Consider the following 17298-nt stretch of genomic DNA (forward strand, 5'->3'; position numbering starts at 1 on the left):
GGCGGGAACAAACCCGCCGGTAACAGCCACCTACGGAGTTTCCCGTGAACCTACCCGGACAGCCTCCCAAGCAGGGAGCCAGAAGCCTTGATCCCCACCTGCGCCGGTACGCGGCGCGGACGGCGGGCATGACGGCATCGGAGATCCGGGCACTCTTCGCGGTGGCGAGCAGGCCGGAGGTGGTATCCCTGGCGGGCGGGATGCCCCACCTGGCAGCACTGCCGCTGGACTCCCTCAGCGCGGAAGTGGCGGACGTGATCGCCACCGAGGGCCTGGTCGCCCTCCAGTACGGCAGCGCGCACGGCGTCCCCGAGTTGCGCGAGCAGATCTGCGAAGTGATGGCGCTGGAGGGCATCAACGCCCACCCGGACGACGTCGTGGTGACGGTCGGTTCCCAGATGGGGCTCGACATGGTCACCCGCATCTTCTGCGACCCCGGTGACGTGGTGCTGGCCGAGGGCCCCTCGTACGTGGGCGCGCTCGGGTCGTTCGCCGCCTACCAGGCGCAGGTCGTGCACGTCGGCATGGACGCGGACGGCCTGATGCCAGAGGCGTTGCGTGAGGCCATCGCGTCCGTCGAACGGGCCGGCCGGCGGATCAAGTTCCTCTACACGATCCCGAACTTCCACAACCCCGCCGGCGTGACGCTCGCCGTCCAGCGCCGGGCCGAGGTGCTGGACATCTGCCGCACGCACGGCATCCTCGTGGTCGAGGACAACCCGTACGGGCTGCTCGGCTTCGACGGCACCACGTACCCCGCGCTGCGGGCGAGCGACCCGGACAACGTGGTCTACCTCGGGTCGTTCTCCAAGACGTTCGCGGCGGGTCTGCGGGTCGGCTGGGTGCTGGCGCCGCACGCCGTGCGGGAGAAGCTGGTGCTGGCCGCCGAGTCCGCCACGCTGTGCCCGCCCACGCTCAACCAGCTGATCGTGTCGCGCTACCTGTCGACGCACGACTGGAAGGGCCAGATCAAGACCTACCGCGAGGCCTACCGGGAACGGCGTGACGCGGCGATCTCGTCGCTGGAGCAGCACATGCCGCTTGGTTCCACGTGGAACAAGCCGACTGGCGGGTTCTACGTGTGGGTCACCGTCCCGGAGGGCATCGACACCAAGGCGATGCTGCCGCGGGCGATTACCCAGCGCGTCGCGTACGCGTCCGGCACCGGCTTCTACGCCGACGGTCTCGGCAGCCGCCAGCTCCGGATCTCGTACTGCTACCCGACGCCCGAACGCATCCGCGAGGGTGTGCGGCGGCTGGCGAACGTCATCAAGGACGAGATCGAGCTGCACGAGACGTTCGGTCCCACGGTCGGCCGCGCGGTCTCCGGTCCGCACAGCCCATCGCCCGACACCGCGTGATCAGGAGTAGAGAGTTGTCCAACCGCTGGGTCGCAGTCCTGTCCGGGGGCCTTTCGCACGAGCGGGAGGTGTCGTTGCGATCCGGTCGCCGGCTGTCCGCCGCCCTCCGCTCGGCCGGTCTGGTCGTGGAGGAGTGGGACGCCGACCGCAACCTGCTCACGCGGCTCAAGGAACACCGGCCGGACGCCGTGGTGGTCGCGCTGCACGGCGGTGAGGGCGAGAACGGGTCGGTGCAGACGATCCTGGAGCTGACCGGCGTGCCGTTCGTCGGCACGGACTCGCGGGCGTGCCGACGGGCGTGGGACAAGCCGACCGCCAAGGCCGAGCTGGCGCGGGCAGGGCTGGCGACGCCGGAGTGGGCCGTGCTGCCGCACGCGACGTTCCGGGAGCTGGGCGCGCAGCCGGTGCTGGACGCGATGGTGGAACGGCTCGGGCTGCCGTTGATGCTCAAGCCGGACCAGGGCGGCTCGGCGCTGGGCGCCCAGGTGGTGCGTGACGCGGCCGACCTGCCGGCCGCGATGGTCGGCTGCCTGGCGTACGGGAACACCGTGCTCGCCGAGCGGTACGTGGAAGGCGTCGAAGTGGCCATCGCGGTGGTCGACGGTCCGGACGGGCCGTACGCCCTGCCGCCGGTGGAGATCGTGCCGGAGAACGGCGTCTACGACTACACCGCCCGGTACACCGCCGGCCTCACCGACTTCCACGCGCCGGCGCGGTTGGACGAGAAGGCGGCGCAGGCCGTCGGCGAACTCGCGGTGTCGGCGCACCGGCTGCTGGGTCTGCGCGACGTGTCGCGGACCGACGCGATCGTGGCGGCGGACGGCACGGTGTACTTCCTCGAAGTGAACGTGTCGCCCGGTTTGACCGAGACCTCGTTGCTGCCGATGGCGGTCGAGGCGGCGGGGGAGTCGCTCGGCGAGATCTACGCGGGGCTCGTGGAGCGCGCTGTCGAGCGTTAAACCCTCTTACTTACTGGTGACGGCCCGTGTCCATTTGGACGCGGGCCGTCATCGTCACCGTGACGTAAGGCCCTGGGGTGATCCCTTGCGGGCCAAACGTATCCGATTTGTCCGATTTTTTCGTTGCTCCCGGCAACCTATTCCGGGGACCTATTTCGCTGCACAGCGTCGGGTGACATGAGCTGAATAATGCGTTCGAGGTCGTCCACGGACCCGAACTCGACCACGATCCGGCCCTTCCGCTGACCCAACTCGACCTTCACCCGGGTGTCGAAGTTGTCCGACAGCCGCTCCGCCAAGTCCTGGAGACCGGGCGCCTGGATCTGCTTGCGCCGGACCGGCTTCGCCTTGGCGGGCTCGGCGCTCTTGGCGAGAGTCACCGCTTCCTCGGTCGCGCGGACCGACATGCCCTCGGCGACGATCCGGGTGGCCAGCTCCTCCTGCGTGCCGGGATCCTCGATGCCGAGCAGCGCCCGGGCGTGACCGGCGGACAGCACGCCCGCCGCGACCCGCCGCTGCACGGGGAGGGGGAGCTTCAGCAGCCGGATGGTGTTGGTGACGACCGGGCGGCTGCGGCCGATGCGGTCGGCCAGCTCCTCGTGCGTCACGCCGAACTCCTCCAGCAGCTGCTGGTAGGCGGACGCCTCTTCCAACGGGTTCAGCTGGACGCGGTGGATGTTCTCCAGCAGCGCGTCGCGCAGCATCACGTCGTCGGCGGTCTGCCGGACGATCGCCGGGATCGTCTTCAGCCCGGCCAGCTGGGTCGCCCGCCACCGCCGCTCGCCCATGACGAGCTCGTAGGTGTCCGCCCCGGTCGCCCGCACCACGATCGGCTGCATGAGCCCGAACTCGCGGATCGAGTGCTCCAGCTCGCGCAGCGCCTCTTCGTCGAAGACCTGCCGCGGCTGCTTCGGGTTGGTGCGGATCGACGTGACCGGCAGCTCCTGGTACACCGCGCCGGCCACCTCCCCGGAGGGTGGGGAGTCGGACTGCGCAGGGGATGACGAGCCGTTGGGCACCGCCCGCAGGGGTGTCGCCGCCGGTGTCCCCGGAGGCGGTCCACTGGGGATCAGGGCCGCGAGCCCGCGGCCTAGGCCACCCTTGCGCTGTTCCGTCATGCCGTTCCCATCTTCGCGCCGAACTCGGCGATCTCCCGTGCCGCGTCGAGGTAGCTCATCGCACCCCGTGAGCCGGGATCGTAGGCGAGCACCGTCTGACCGAATCCTGGTGCCTCGGAGACCTTCACGCTGCGCGGGATCACCGTTTTGAGGACCGTGTCGCCGAAGTGGCCGCGCACCTCGCTGGTCACCTGGTCGGCCAGCTTCGTCCGGCCGTCGTACATGGTGAGCAGGATGGTGGACACGTTCAGCGCCGGGTTCAGGTGCGCCTGGACGAGCTCGATGTTGCGCAGCAGCTGCCCCAGTCCTTCCAGCGCGTAGTACTCGCACTGGATCGGGATCAGCACCTCCTGCGCGGCGACCATCGCGTTGACGGTCAGCAGGCCGAGCGACGGCGGGCAGTCGATGAACACGTAGTCCGGCTGGATCGGGTCCAGCGCCTCGGGGCTCAGCGCCTCCTTCAGCCGTGACTCGCGGGCCACCATCGACACGAGTTCGATCTCCGCGCCGGCGAGGTCGATCGTGGCGGGCACGCAATAGAGGTTCGGGGACGCGGTGCTCACCTGGGCGGCCTCGGCGACCGACATCTCACCGATCAGCACCTCGTACACGGACGGCGTGCCGGAGCGGTGGTCGACGGCCAGCGCGGTGCTCGCGTTGCCCTGCGGGTCGAGGTCGATGACGAGGACCTTCAACCCGTGGATGGCGAGCGCGGCGGCCAGGTTCACCGTGCTCGTGGTCTTGCCGACGCCACCCTTCTGGTTGGCGACCACCATGACGCGGCGCCAGTCCGGGCGGGCGAGTTGGAGGGAGTCGGGGTGCAGGACGCGGGTGGCGCGTGCCGCTTCTTCCGCGATGGGGGTCCACACGGTGTTGTCTCCTGCCGGTTCCACGTTGTCAGTCGAGTCTGCGTTGCCTGCCGGGCGGAGCACTTCGCCTGCGCCCACCGCACCTTCGGGCTCGGTTTCACGTGAAACACCGGCCGCTTGGAACACGGGTTGCAGGGGGTCGGGGTACACGTTCACCGAACCTTCCTTCCGCGACGCTCGCCTTGACGGCGGCTCGCCTGCTCGTCGCGCTCCACGAGCACGACCGTCGTCGGCTGTTCGAGGACTTCGCCACCGCAGGTGATGACGCGCGGCCGGACACCTCCGGCTCTGCGCACCGCCTCGGCGTCACGTTCGAGTTCTTCCGCCGCGCTCTCGCCCTTGAGAGCGACCAGACGTCCACCGGGCCGCAGCAGTGGAATGCACCACCGCGTCAGCCGTTCCAGCGGGGCCACCGCACGAGCTGTCACGACGTCACTGCCGGACAGTTGGTCGAGCACCGGCCCTTCCTCGGCTCGTCCGCGGATCACGGTGACATCGAGGTCGAGTGCTTCGACGCACTCGGTCAACCACGCCACCCGTCGCGCCATCGGCTCCAGGAGCGTCAGGGCGAGATCCGGTCGTGCGATCGCCAGGGGGATGCCCGGCAAGCCCGCGCCCGAGCCTACGTCCACGACCCGCGAACCTTCGGGAAGCAACTCCGCGACGACCGCCGAATTCAGGATGTGGCGGTCCCAGAGCCGGTCGACCTCCCGGGGTCCGATGAGGCCGCGCTCCACGCCGTGCTCGGTGAGCAGTGCCGTGAAGGCGGCCGCCTTGTCGTAATGGTCACCGAAGACCTTCTTCGCGCGGTCTTCCACCTCTGCGGCCATGTCTCCATCCGGGACGTTTCACGTGGAACCACACACGACGCCGCCGGCGGCCGGTGTGGGCGATGGGGTCGGGCGTCTCGCCAGGAGGCGGTGAGCCCCGGGAGATGTGCCGGTCCCCACTATGACGGATCACCCCGGCGACACGCCAAATCGACGTGACGAGTTCACCGCGTTTCACGTGAAACTGTCGATCCGACCGTCCCTGGGCGACGTGCGGAGGAGTTCGAGCGCGTAGTCGACCGACTCGACGTGGTCGAGGTCCGGGACTTCGTCGAGCGGGAACCACGCCGCCTGGTCCGTGCTGCCGTCCACCTCGAAGGTGAGTTCGCCACCGATGACGTGTGCCTCGTACATGATCCGGAGGCGGTGGTAGTCGACCTGGACGCCGTTGCGCTCCAGCGGGCCGTGGACGTTCTGGATGCCGAGCAGCCGGTCGACCTCCGCGTGGTAGCCGGTCTCCTCGAACACCTCACGGATGACCGCGCGGTACGGGTCCTCGCCGTGGTCGACTCCGCCGCCCGGCAGGATCCACATCGGCCGGTCCGGGCCCAACCACCTGGACAGGAGCAGCCGACCGTCCTCGATGATCACGGCGTAGGCAGCGACACGAAGTTTTCGGATGATCTCAGTCATGCGGCGACCGTTTCACGTGAAACGCGGCGAGGGGAAGGTTTTCGATGTACTCGGTTCGACCGGGAGTGCTGAGCACCATGGGGCACCCGCACGACCTCCGGCATATCGCCGATCTGGCGGCGGCGGGGGTGGACGTCATCGTCTGCGCGTTGACGGAGACGGAGCTGGGTGAGCTCGCCCTGACAGGGGAGGGGGAGGCGGCACGGGACGCGGGGATGGCGTTCCACTGGGTGCCGATCCCGGACTTCGGTGTGCCGGCTGCCGCGCTGGAGTTGGACGCCGTGTTGGAGGAGATGCGTGCGGGCCGGCACGTCCTGGTCCACTGCTGGGGTGGGATCGGGCGGTCGTCGTTGGTGGCCGGTGCGCTCTTGGTGATGGACGGCGCGTCAGCCTCGGCGGCGTGGCAGGCGATCTCGGAGGCGCGGGAGCGGGACGTGCCGGAGACCGACGAGCAGCGGGCGTGGCTGAGCACGTTCGCGGCGGCGCGGTTCTGGGACGGGCAGGCGGCGACGTTCGACCAGGAAGCCGACCACGGGCTCGGCGACCCGGACGTGCGGCAGGCGTGGGCGGACCTGCTCCTGCCGTTGCTGCCCTCCGCGCCGGCGTCCGTGGTGGACCTCGGGTGCGGCACCGGCAGCCTCACCGCGTTGCTCGCTGAAGCCGGGCACGACGTGTGCGGGCTCGACCTGTCCGAGCGGATGGTCGACGCGGCACGGGCGAAGGTGGCCGGGGTCGAGTTCCGCCAGGGTGACGCCGGCCGCCCGCCGTACCCGCCGGAGTCGTTCGACGTGGTGCTCGTGCGGCACGTGCTGTGGGCGCTGCCCGACCCTGCCGCCGCGATCGAGCGGTGGCGCGCCCTCCTCAAGCCGGGCGGGTGCCTGGTGCTGATCGAGGGACGGTGGCACACCGGCTCCGGGCTCACCGCCGCCGACTGCGTCGCGCTGCTGGGGGAGGGGGACGTCCGGCCGCTGACCGACCCGGCGCTCTGGGGCCGGGAGATCACCGACGAGCGGTACCTCGTCCTGGCCCGCTGAAGCACAGGCCCGTTGAAGTACCCGCTGAACGAGAACGGCCCCGGCTCCCACAAGGGGGCCGGGGCCGTTTCACGTGAAACCACTCAGGGCTTCGGCAGCACCACTACGCGACGCTGCGGCTCCTCGCCCTCGCTCTCGCTGTGCACGCCGACCACCGTGGCAACGGCGTCGTGCACGACCTTCCGCTCGAACGGCGTCATCGCGTGCAGCCGCACCTTCTCGCCGGTGGCCACCACCTTCTCCGCCGTCGTCCGACCGAGGTCGGCCAGCTCGGCCCGACGCCCCGCGCGCCACCCGGCGATGTCCAGCATGAGCCGGCTGCGCACGCCGGTCTCCTGCTGCACCGCGAGCCGGGTCAGCTCCTGCAACGACTCCAGGACCGTGCCGCGGGTGCCGACCAGCTTCTCCAGGTCGTCACCACCGTCGATGCTCACGATCGCCCGACCCGCCTCGACGTCGAGGTCGATGTCGCCGTCGTAGTCGAGGAGGTCCAACAACCGCTCCAGGTAATCCCCGGCGATGTCGCCCTCCTGGACGAGCAGGTCCTCCGAACTCCCCGACCGCGCCGACGGGGCCTTTTCGACCTCGGGCGTGTCCACGTCGGCCGCCTGCAACGTCTCCGACACGATGTCTCCTCTCCAGGGTCAACGACGCTTCTTGTTGCCCTGCTTCTTGCTCGGGGATCGGTCTGGGCTCAGACCGGGAATCTCGGTGGACGGCTTCACGGTCCCGTTGGACTCGCTTCCGTCCGCTTGTGCCTCGGTCGACGCCGGCTGCTCGGCAGCGGGCTGCGCCCCTCGGGGCTGCGTGCTCGCGGGCTTGCGCGGCTGCGGCTTCTGACCGGGCCTCGGCTTGACCGTCGGCTTGGCGCCCGGCTTGGGCGCGAGCCCCTGGCGCTGCGTGGTCGCCTCGACCTTCTTCTGCTCTTCCTCGCGGTCGATGCGGTGGTACACGACGTACTGCTGGCCCAGCGTCCACGAGTTGTTGCTCAGCCAGTACAGCAGGATCGCGATGGGGAAGAAGAGGCCACCGACGAGGACGCCGATCGGGAACAAGTAGAGCGTCAGCTTGTTCATGATCGCGGTCTGCGGGTTGTCCATCGCAGCCTGCGTCTGGCGGGCCACCGAGTGGCGGGCGGTGAAGTGCGTGCCGATCGACGCCACGATCATCAGCGGGATCGAGACCAGCAGCACGCTGCTGCGCTCGGTGGCGAACGCCGCCAGCTCGTTCTCGGGCATCGTGATGAAGGTCGACAGGTTCGCGCCGAACAGCTTGGCGTTGACGAACGACTCCACGCCCTGGGCGTCGAAGAAGTACACCTCGCCCCAGCCGGGCTTGAACGAGCGCAGCACGTGGAACAGGCCGATGAACACCGGGATCTGCACCAGCATCGGCAGGCAGCCGCCCAGCGGGTTGACGCCGTGCTCCGACTGGAGCTTCTGCATCTCCTGCGCCTGGCGCTGCTTGTCGTTCGCATACTTCTTCTTGATCTTCTGGAGCTCCGGCGCGAACTCCTGCATCTTGCGCATCGAGCGGACCTGGCCGACGAACGGCTTGTACAGGATCGCGCGCAGCGTGAAGACGAGGAACACCACGGCGAAGGCCCACGCGAACCCGCTCGACTCGCCGAAGACGTGGCCGAACACCCAGTGCCAACACCACAGGATGAAGGACACCGGGTAGTAGATGAAGTTGAGCACTAGCTACTCCTCGGCAGGAAGGTCGGGGACCGCGTTTCGCCTCGGCGGAACCGGGTCCAGGCCACCAGGGTGCCAGGGTCCGCAGCGGCCCAGCCGGCGGAGGGTCAGCCAGGAACCGCGCAGCGCACCGTGGACGGTCAACGCTTCCACCGCGTACGCACTGCAACTCGGGTGGAAACGGCAGGTCGGGGGCAACGCGGGCGAGATGAACTTCCGGTAGAAGCGCACCGGCAGCAGCAGAGCCCGAACGACGGGACTCACCTGGACGGTCGTCATCGCAGCACCTTGTGCAGCGCCGCGTCGAGGTCACGGCCGAGTTCGGCGCTGCTCGCCTCGGCTGATGGTGCCAACGCGCGCACGACCAGCGAAGTTCCGGGCGGCAGCAGATCGAGCCGATCCCGGACGACGTGCCGGAGCCGGCGGCTCACCTGGTGCCGGACCACGGAGTTGCCCACGGCTTTGCTCACGACGAAGCCCACCTTGGACTGGTCCAAGGTGGGCTGCGCCGAGGTACGTGGTCCCGCCGAGGCGCTGTTCGATGCCGCCTCGGTGCCGACCGTCGTCGCTGTGCCTTCGGCCTCCGCCGCTGGTGCGACGGCGCCCGCTGTTTCGGCGGTCGCCGACGGCAGCAGGACGTGCACCACCAGCCGTGACCGACCGGCCCGGCGGCCTCGGCGGACCACCAGGCCGAAGTCCTGGCTGCGGGTCAGCCGATTGGCCGCCGGTAGCACGGCGCTACGGCGATCTAGGCGGACAGCTCTTTGCGGCCCTTGCCGCGACGCGCGGCCAGGATGGCGCGGCCGGCACGGGTGCGCATGCGCAGCCGGAACCCGTGCGTCTTCGCACGGCGACGGTTGTTGGGCTGGAAGGTGCGCTTACCCTTGCTCACGGTCGGACTCCCGGTGCTTAACTGCCAAGCAGGTCTGTGGTGTCCCCAGCCGAACAAGCCTTAGGCGCGCGAAAAGCACCCCACGCAAGCGGGAGACGGTACGAGGGTACGCAGCCCCGGGGGCGCGGTTCAAATCGGGGTCGCACCCGGGCACGGGGAGTGGCCGCGCACGTGCGTTAAAAGCTTGCGAGCCGGTACGCCTTGTGGCATGGCCCGCACCTTGTTAGCGTGCTGCCTTCGCGGGTAGACGCGGGCCGTGCCGACCAGGCGGGGCAGAGCCGCCGCCACGCGGACCGCAGGTGCTCGGGAGCAACGGGGGGACCGCTGCGCGCCGAGCCGCGTTCGTGCACAGTTGTGGATAACTCTGTGGATGCCTCTATTCTCCGTGTCCACGTCGTGGATGTTCCCGGGGACTGACCGCGGAGCCGTCACCGAGGGGAGGGGAGCGCGGAGGTGTCCGACCACCAGGCCGATTTGGGTCTCGTGTGGGAGCAGGTCGTGCAGGAGCTAGCCGCCAGCACGCTGTCTCCCCAGCAACGCGCATGGATGCGCGTGACCAGACCCATCGGGCTGCTCGACGGGACCGCCCTGCTCGCCGCGCCGAGCGACTTCGCGAAGGAAGCGATCGAGCGCGCGCTCCGCGAACCCATCACCGCGGCGCTGTCACGTCGCCTCGGCCGTGCGGTGTCGTTGGCCGTCAAGGTCGACTCGCCCGACCCTCCCGTGACCAAGCCCATCCCGGTGCCCGGCGCCATGCCTGTCGCCATGTCGACATCGGTGCCGAACGGTAACGGCGGCATCGGGGGCATCGGCGGTTTCGCCGTCGAGACGGAGACCGAGGGTGACGCCGAGGGCGAGGGTGAAGAGGTCGACGAAGAAGGCGAAGCGCTCGCCGCCGTCACCGAGATCTGGCCCACGTACGGCGGTGGCAACGCCGCCCCGAGCGGCACCCCGTACACCCGGCCGGCGAACCCTGTGGCCTCGCAGACGAGGTTGAACGAGAAGTACAACTTCGACACGTTCGTGATCGGCGCGTCCAACCGCTTCGCGCACGCCGCCGCCGTGGCCGTGGCCGAAGCACCGGCCCGCGCGTACAACCCCTTGTTCATCTGGGGTGAGTCCGGTCTCGGCAAGACGCACCTGCTGCACGCGGTCGGGCACTACGCCCAGCGCCTGTTCCCGGGGATGCGCGTGCGGTACGTGTCGACCGAGGAGTTCACCAACGACTTCATCAACTCCCTGCGTGACGACCGGAAGGTCGCGTTCCAGCGCCGGTACCGGGACATCGACGTGCTGCTGGTCGATGACATCCAGTTCCTGGAGGGCAAGGAAGGCACGCAGGAGGAGTTCTTCCACACGTTCAACACGCTGCACAACGCGAACAAGCAGATCGTCGTGTCGTCCGACCGTCCGCCCAAGCGGCTGGAGACGTTGGAAGACAGGTTGCGGACGCGGTTCGAGTGGGGCCTGATCACGGACATCCAGCCGCCCGAGCTGGAGACCCGGATCGCGATCCTGCGGAAGAAGGCAGCGCAGGACCGCCTGGCCGCGCCCGCCGAGGTGCTGGAGTTCATCGCGGCGCGGATCGAGCGGAACATCCGTGAGCTGGAAGGCGCCCTGATCCGGGTGACGGCGTTCGCGTCGCTGAACCGGCAGCCGGTCGACGTGCAGCTGGCGGAGATAGTGCTCCGCGACCTCATCCCGGACTCGCACGCGCCCGAGATCACCGCGCCGACCATCATGGCCGTGACGGCGGAGTTCTTCAGCGTGTCCATAGACGATCTTTGTGGGCCCGGTAAGACGAAGGTGCTGGCGCAGGCGAGACAGATCTCGATGTACCTGTGCCGGGAGCTGACGGACCTGTCACTGCCGAAGATCGGGCAGACCTTCGGTGGCCGGGACCACACGACGGTCATGCACGCGGACAAGAAGATCCGCAAGGAGATGGCCGAGCGCCGGCGCGTCTACGAGCAGGTGCAGGAACTGACGTCGCGCATCAAGCAGCGCGCCCGCCACACCCCCTGACACGACGCAAACGCTTGCGCCACCTCGCCGGCGAGGGCGGCCTGCTCAACACGTTTGGGTGATCATCGCCCAAATATGTACGGAAACACCGTTCCCGTACCTCGGTTGATCAGACCGCCCCCGCAACCACCCCTCCCGCCTCCACACCCCCAGCCACACCCACACTCCGCCCCACCCCACACTCCGCCCCGCGCTGCCTACCCCCACCGCGCCTGCCCACCGCGCCTGCCCACCGCGCCGAGCCCGATGTCCCGTGCCCACCGCGCCTGCCCGGCGCCGCCAGCACGCGCCGCCCGGCGTGCCGCGCCAGGACTGCCCACTGCGCCGCCCTCCTGTGCCCGCCGCCCGCCCGCGCCCGCCGTACTACCCGTCGCCCGGCAGCCGCGCCTGCTGGCCGCGCCAGCCCCCGGCCGTGTCAGGCGCCCGCCCGCAGCCCGCCGCGGCTCGTTGGACCCCGGCGTGCCACCCACCAGCGACCTGTAGCCCGCCGCATGCTGCTCCGCCTGCCGCGCCAGTCCCCGGCCGAGCCGCCGACAGACCCGACCGAGGCGCAAGCCCGCAAGCCGGCCCACTTGCCAGCCGGCTGTGACGTAGCCCAGCAGCCACCCGCAAGGGCAGCCCACCCGCCGAGCCGAGCCGCTCGTCGCTGCGAACGAATCCGCCACCTCCGAGTGCGCGAACGAACGCGCCCGAATCTGGCCGGGCCACCCACCCCGCATGTTCACCCACGTTGCCTGCCCGCCAGCCCCACCGACCGCGCCGCCTGCCCGCTCTGCCCGCTGCCCGCCCGACCCTGGGCCATGGCCAGCCCTCGACCGCTGCGTCCCACACCGCTGCGGCGCGGCACACAGCTGCCGTGCCGCCGCCGGTCGGTTGGTCACCGGCTCGCTCGCGGTCCCCGCGGCGGTCCATCGGGCAGCCGGTCGCGCGGCGGGTCGGTGGCGGTCGGGTCGTGAGCCGACCGGACACGTGATGGGTCGGGGCGGTAGTCGCGCAAGCGGTCGGGTGGGAATTCGGTGGGGTCGGCCGGCACGGGTCGGCGTGCACGGGTCGCGGTGGGGCGGTGGGCTGTCGTGGAGAGAGGTAGCCGTCGCGGGGCCGGGGCGGGATTCGGTCTTCCTCCTCCCCGGGTGTCGTCCCCGGGTGTCGCCGTCGCACCCGGGGACGACGCGAACCGCACCCGGGTGCGGTCGGGATCTGTCGGCGGACTGTCGCCGGCACCCGGGTGCGACGCCCACAACGGCCGCCAGAGCCGTGCCGAGCCCGGGTGTGGAGGCGGCTTCGACCCCCGAACCAGGGCCGGTTTCGGCTGGTTTGGCGCCAATACCCGCGGATCACCCTGACGTGGTGGGAAATCCCGATGGGGCGTGGTTCCCGGGCGGGGCTTGAGGTTCTCGTCGTCCGCCGGCACCCGAAGACGCAGGTGAACGGCTGGCTACGAGTTGTCCACAGGCACAGAAAAGTCCCCCGCCGGGGGAGATCCGGCCCACCGTCACCCTGTGCAGCACCCGGGTACAACTCGGCCCACACCCGGGGATTAACCCGGGGACAACTCGGCCTACCTGTGGACTGATCGGACCATCCCCATAGTTCTCCCCGGGGACGCCGAGTTGTCCCCGGGTGACGGGGGGTACTTGTCCACACGCCCAAGTGGGCGACACGCTGCAGGAACAAGGGTTGTCCACACAATCCACAGGCCCTACTGCTGTTGCTGTTGTCTTCCCTTGAAGATGAAGAACAAAAGAAAAACAGCCGGCGGTCGAGCCCGGGGACGAACGCTCGGCAGCGCCTCGCCCCGGGTGTGGCCCCGAGGTGACGAACCGCGTCCCGACGCTCTACGGTGGGGACCCTCCGCTCCGTGGGTCGAAAGATCCGGCGAGGGACGCGGCTCCCCAACCCCCACCGCAACGCATGCTGTTGTCGGTCATGCCGACTTGAGGAAGGACGCCTCATGAAGATCCGCGTCGAGCGCGACGGCTTGGCCGACGCCGTCGCCTGGGTCGCCCGCAGCCTGCCGTCCAGGCCGCCTGTCCCGGTGCTCGGTGGCGTCCTGCTCGACGCCGGGGCGGAGGACGGCTCCGGCGAAGCGCTGACGGTCTCCGGCTTCGACTACGAGGTGTCCGCCCAGTGCGGCGTCCCGGCGACCATCGCCGACGGCGGCAAGGCGCTCGTCTCCGGCCGCCTGCTCGCCGACATCACCAAAGCCCTCCCGAACCACCCGGTCGAGATCGCGGTCGACGGCTCCCGGATGACGATCTCCTGCGGCAGCGCCCGGTTCAGCCTGCCGACCATGCCGGTCGAGGACTACCCGCAGCTGCCGTCCATGCCGCAGCACGCCGGCGAGCTGCCGGGCGAGATCTTCGGCGAGGCCGTCGCCCAGGTCGCCGTCGCGGCCGGCAAGGACGACACGCTCCCGATGCTGACCGGCGTCCGGCTGGAGATCGGCGAGGGCAACCTGACCCTCGTCGCCACCGACCGCTTCCGCCTCGCCATGCGCGAGTTCCCCTGGGAGCCGAACGAGTCGCTCGGCGAGGTCGCCGTGCTCGTCCCGGCCAAGACCCTCAACGACGCCGCGAAGACGCTCGGCGCGTCCGGCGCGAAGATCACCCTCTCCCTCGCCGCGAACGACGGCCTCCTCGGCCTCTCCGGCACGAACCGCCGCACGACCACCCGCCTGCTCGACGCCGACTTCCCGAAGTACCGCCAGCTGCTGCCCACCGAGCACTCGGCCGCCGCGATCATCGAGGTCGACGCGCTGGTGCAGGCGATCAAGCGCGTGTCGCTGGTCGCCGAGCGCGGCACCCAGGTGCGGCTCGAGTTCGTGGACAACAGCCTCCGCCTGTCCGCCGGCGGCGACGACGAGGGCAGCGCCGAGGAAGAGCTCCCCGTCGACTACACCGGCGACGCGGTCACCATCGCGTTCAACCCGACGTACCTGCTGGAGGGCCTCCAGGCCGTCCGCACGCCGAGGGCGCACTTGTCCTTCACCACACCCAGTCGGCCCGCGCTGCTCAAGCCGGTGGACGAGGATGGGAACGTGGCGCCGGGCTACCTCTACCTGCTGATGCCCGTGCGCCTGCCCGGCTGATCCACAACGCCATCCACAGACGTAGGGAAGAGGAACGACCGTGCAGCTCGGACTCGTCGGCCTCGGCAAGATGGGCTTCAACATGCGCGAGCGGATCCGCCGCGCGGGGCACGAGGTGGTCGGCTACGACCGCAACCCCGAAGTCTCCGACGCCGCCTCGCTCGCCGACATGGTCGGCAAGCTCAGCGCGCCGCGCCTGGTGTGGGTGATGGTGCCCGCCGGCGACATCACCCGGCAGACGATCACCGACCTCGGCAACGTGCTGGAAGCCGGCGACCTGGTGATCGACGGCGGCAACTCGCGCTACACCGATGACGAGATCAACGCGAACGCGTTGGCCGACAAGGGCATCGGCTACATGGACGCCGGCGTGTCCGGTGGCGTCTGGGGCCTGGAGAACGGCTACGGCCTGATGGTCGGCGGCGACGCCGAGCACGTCGAGCGCGCCATGCCGATCTTCGACGCGCTGCGCCCGGAGGGTCCGCGTGAAGAGGGCTTCGCGCACGCGGGCCGGATCGGCGCCGGCCACTTCGCGAAGATGGTCCACAACGGCATCGAGTACGGCCTGATGCAGGCGTACGCCGAGGGCTTCGAGCTGCTGGAGGCCTCCAAGCTGGTGGACAACGTGCCGGCCACGATCAAGGCGTGGCAGCGCGGCACGGTGGTCCGCTCGTGGCTGCTCGACCTCCTCGTCCGCGCGCTGGAGTCCGACCCGGAGCTGGACGACCTGCGCGGTCACGTGGAGGACTCCGGCGAGGGCCGGTGGACGGTCGAGGAGGCGATCAAGCACGCGGTGCCCGCACCGGTGATCTCCGCCGCGCTGTTCGCCCGGTTCGCGTCCCGCCAGGACGACTCGCCGGCCATGCGGGCGGTCGCGGCGCTGCGCAACCAGTTCGGCGGTCACGCCGTGCAGGCCGCGGGCCCTTCGTCCGGTTCCGGCTCCACCCAGAGCTGACCCGTTGTACGTCCGGCACCTGCAAGTCGCCGACTTCAGATCGTGGGAGCACGCCGACCTGGCGTTCGAGCCGGGGGTGAGCGTGCTCATCGGGCGCAACGGCCAGGGCAAGACGAACCTGGTCGAGGCGCTCGGGTACGTGGCCACCCTGGGTTCGCACCGGGTGGCCACGGACGCGCCGTTGGTCAGGCACGGCGCACAGCGCGCGGTGGTCCGCACGGCGGTGGTCAACGAGGGGCGCGAGCTGCTGGTCGAACTGGAGATCACGCCGGGCAAGGCGAACCGGGCGCGGATCAACCGCGGCCCGGTGCCGCGCCCGCGTGACGTGCTGGGCATCCTCCGCACGGTGCTGTTCGCGCCGGAGGACCTGGCGCTGGTGCGCGGCGACCCGGGCGAGCGGCGGCGGTTCCTGGATGAGCTGCTGACGACGCGCGCGCCGCGTTACGCGGGAGTCCGCAGCGACTACGAGCGGGTGCTCAAGCAGCGGGGCGCGTTGCTGAAGAGCGTGCGCGCGTCGCGGAACGCGGACATCAGCACGCTCGACGTGTGGGACGGGCACCTGGCCCGGCACGGCGCCGAGCTGCTGGCCGCCCGGCTGGACCTCGTCGCGGACATCGCGCCGCACGTGGCCGCGGCGTACGCGGAGGTGGCGCCGGAGTCGCGGCCCGCCCGGATCGCGTACCGGTCGAGCCTCGGCGAGGCGTTCCCGGGGTCGCACGACCGCGAGGTGCTGGAGGACGCGTTGCTCGCCGAGCTCCACCGGGTGCGCGGGCAGGAGATCGACCGGGGCGTGTGCCTGGTCGGGCCGCACCGCGACGACGTCGACCTGGCGTTGGGCGACCTGCCCGCGAAGGGCTACGCCAGTCACGGAGAGTCATGGTCCTTCGCGTTGGCTCTGCGACTCGGAGGGTACGAGTTGCTGCGTGTCGAGGGCTCGGAACCGGTGCTCGTGCTGGACGATGTGTTCGCCGAACTGGACCGCGGCAGGCGACGCCAGTTGGCGAAGGTGGCCGCCGGCGCGGAGCAGGTGTTGATCACGGCGGCGGTCGCGGAAGACGTGCCCGAGGAGTTGGACGGGCTGCGGTTCGATGTCCGCGACGGGGAGGTGCGTCGTGTCTGACGAGTTGCCCCAAACGGGTGTGACCCCTCGCACATCTGGGGACAACCCTGTGGATGGTGTGGATAACTCGGGGTTGGAACCGGACATATCCACACCTGGCGCCACTCCATCGAGTGGATTGAGGGGTCCGGACCTGGCACGGGCGGCACTCGAAGCCGCTCGCGCCTCGGCCAAGGCACGCGGTGCGCGGGGTGCGCGGAAGGGTTCGGCGCCCGCCACGGGCCGTCGTCGGCGGCGCCGTTGGTCGGGTCCCGGCCCGGACGACCGCGACCCGCAGCCGCTCGGCCGGCTCGCGTCCCGGATGGCCGCCGACCGCGGCTGGGCGGAACGGCTGGCGGGTGGCCAGGTGTTCGCGCGATGGGCGAAACTGGTCGGTGAGGACGTGGCCGAGCACGCGAAGCCGGTTGCGCTGAGTGACAACGAGCTGACCGTCCAGGCCGACTCGACGGCGTGGGCCACGCAGCTCCGGCTGTTGCAGCGGGACCTGCTGAAGCGCATCGCGGCGGGTGTCGGCGAGGGCGTGGTGAAGAAGCTGAAGGTGCAGGGCCCGGCGGCGCCCAGCTGGCGCTACGGCCCCAGGCACGCTCCGGGGCGCGGACCACGTGACACCTACGGGTGACAAGCGCCAGGGCCGCAGCGGCGATTCTGTGGCGCGGTGAGCGCTCACGAGTCGATTTTGACCCCTTGAACGGCGGTGGGCACCCATCTGCGTTCACT

Annotated in this window: 17 protein-coding genes; 8 read left to right on the plus strand and 9 right to left on the minus strand. The window is 70.3% G+C overall.

All coding sequences use genetic code 11. From position 1 onward, the window contains the following. Window positions 1-44: 44 nt before the first annotated feature. The gene (locus tag F4560_RS32395) at window positions 45-1361 is read left to right on the plus strand and encodes an aminotransferase-like domain-containing protein (RefSeq protein WP_184926629.1); all 1317 of its coding nucleotides are present in this window, start codon (window positions 45-47) and stop codon (window positions 1359-1361) included. Window positions 1362-1375: 14 nt separating this feature from the next. Continuing rightward, complete coding sequence (locus F4560_RS32400; protein WP_184926631.1) at window positions 1376-2320, plus strand: D-alanine--D-alanine ligase family protein; 945 nt, start codon at window positions 1376-1378, stop codon at window positions 2318-2320. A 137-nt stretch (window positions 2321-2457) separates the two neighbouring features. Here F4560_RS32400 and F4560_RS32405 read toward each other — a convergent pair whose 3' ends face one another. From F4560_RS32405 to F4560_RS32420, 4 genes are all read right to left on the minus strand, one after another. Then, window positions 2458-3438, minus strand: a complete 981-nt coding sequence (locus tag F4560_RS32405; protein WP_184926632.1) for a ParB/RepB/Spo0J family partition protein — start codon at window positions 3436-3438, stop codon at window positions 2458-2460. Beyond that, window positions 3435-4331 carry a ParA family protein gene (locus F4560_RS32410; RefSeq protein WP_312869610.1) on the minus strand — a complete coding sequence of 299 codons (897 nt, stop codon included), beginning with the start codon at window positions 4329-4331 and terminating at the stop codon, window positions 3435-3437. The genes F4560_RS32405 and F4560_RS32410 overlap by 4 nt, the downstream gene beginning before the upstream one ends. Window positions 4332-4459: 128 nt before the next feature. Continuing rightward, window positions 4460-5137, minus strand: coding sequence for a 16S rRNA (guanine(527)-N(7))-methyltransferase RsmG (gene rsmG, locus F4560_RS32415; RefSeq protein ID WP_184926634.1), 678 nt, complete (start codon window positions 5135-5137; stop codon window positions 4460-4462). A gap of 174 nt (window positions 5138-5311) precedes the next feature. Beyond that, a complete protein-coding gene (locus tag F4560_RS32420) occupies window positions 5312-5770 on the minus strand; it encodes an NUDIX domain-containing protein (RefSeq protein WP_184926636.1) in 459 nt (152 codons plus the stop codon). A gap of 44 nt (window positions 5771-5814) precedes the next feature. Between F4560_RS32420 and F4560_RS32425 the strand changes: the two genes are divergently transcribed. After that, the gene (locus F4560_RS32425; protein WP_184926638.1) at window positions 5815-6804 is read left to right on the plus strand and encodes a methyltransferase domain-containing protein; all 990 of its coding nucleotides are present in this window, start codon (window positions 5815-5817) and stop codon (window positions 6802-6804) included. Window positions 6805-6887: 83 nt separating this feature from the next. Here F4560_RS32425 and F4560_RS32430 read toward each other — a convergent pair whose 3' ends face one another. Genes F4560_RS32430 through rpmH form a run of 5 tightly spaced genes read right to left on the minus strand, consistent with a single transcriptional unit; the run spans window position 6888 to window position 9393 of the window. Next, entirely contained in the window at window positions 6888-7430 is a 543-nt protein-coding gene (locus tag F4560_RS32430; RefSeq protein WP_184926639.1) for a Jag family protein, read from the minus strand. 18 nt (window positions 7431-7448) lie between these two features. Beyond that, window positions 7449-8504 (minus strand): membrane protein insertase YidC, encoded by a 1056-nt coding sequence (gene yidC / locus F4560_RS32435; protein ID WP_184926641.1) that lies wholly within the window; start codon window positions 8502-8504, stop codon window positions 7449-7451. A gap of 3 nt (window positions 8505-8507) precedes the next feature. Then, a complete protein-coding gene (gene yidD, locus F4560_RS32440) occupies window positions 8508-8780 on the minus strand; it encodes a membrane protein insertion efficiency factor YidD (protein WP_053714550.1) in 273 nt (90 codons plus the stop codon). Further along, on the minus strand, window positions 8777-9235 hold the full coding sequence (rnpA, locus tag F4560_RS32445; RefSeq protein WP_184926643.1) for a ribonuclease P protein component: 459 nt from the start codon (window positions 9233-9235) through the stop codon (window positions 8777-8779). The genes yidD and rnpA overlap by 4 nt, the downstream gene beginning before the upstream one ends. A 14-nt stretch (window positions 9236-9249) precedes the next feature. Beyond that, window positions 9250-9393: a 50S ribosomal protein L34 gene (gene rpmH, locus F4560_RS32450; protein WP_081915316.1), complete on the minus strand. Its 144-nt coding sequence runs from the start codon at window positions 9391-9393 to the stop codon at window positions 9250-9252. A gap of 453 nt (window positions 9394-9846) precedes the next feature. On the opposite strand from rpmH, the gene dnaA reads away from it, so the two are divergent. The 5 genes from dnaA to F4560_RS32475 all read left to right on the plus strand — a co-directional run bounded on the left by dnaA (window position 9847) and on the right by F4560_RS32475 (window position 17200). After that, a complete protein-coding gene (dnaA, locus tag F4560_RS32455; protein WP_184926645.1) occupies window positions 9847-11418 on the plus strand; it encodes a chromosomal replication initiator protein DnaA in 1572 nt (523 codons plus the stop codon). Window positions 11419-13369: 1951 nt separating this feature from the next. Beyond that, window positions 13370-14506, plus strand: coding sequence for a DNA polymerase III subunit beta (dnaN, locus tag F4560_RS32460; RefSeq protein ID WP_184926647.1), 1137 nt, complete (start codon window positions 13370-13372; stop codon window positions 14504-14506). A gap of 40 nt (window positions 14507-14546) precedes the next feature. Then, the gene (gene gnd / locus F4560_RS32465) at window positions 14547-15461 is read left to right on the plus strand and encodes a phosphogluconate dehydrogenase (NAD(+)-dependent, decarboxylating) (protein WP_184926649.1); all 915 of its coding nucleotides are present in this window, start codon (window positions 14547-14549) and stop codon (window positions 15459-15461) included. A 4-nt stretch (window positions 15462-15465) separates the two neighbouring features. Continuing rightward, window positions 15466-16581, plus strand: a complete 1116-nt coding sequence (gene recF / locus F4560_RS32470) for a DNA replication/repair protein RecF (RefSeq protein WP_184926651.1) — start codon at window positions 15466-15468, stop codon at window positions 16579-16581. After that, window positions 16574-17200, plus strand: a complete 627-nt coding sequence (locus tag F4560_RS32475) for a DciA family protein (protein ID WP_376775369.1) — start codon at window positions 16574-16576, stop codon at window positions 17198-17200. Before recF ends, F4560_RS32475 begins: the two co-directional genes overlap by 8 nt. Window positions 17201-17298: the final 98 nt, after the last annotated feature.

Origin of the sequence: Saccharothrix ecbatanensis (assembly GCF_014205015.1) — a bacterium.
Classification (GTDB): domain Bacteria; phylum Actinomycetota; class Actinomycetes; order Mycobacteriales; family Pseudonocardiaceae; genus Actinosynnema; species Actinosynnema ecbatanense.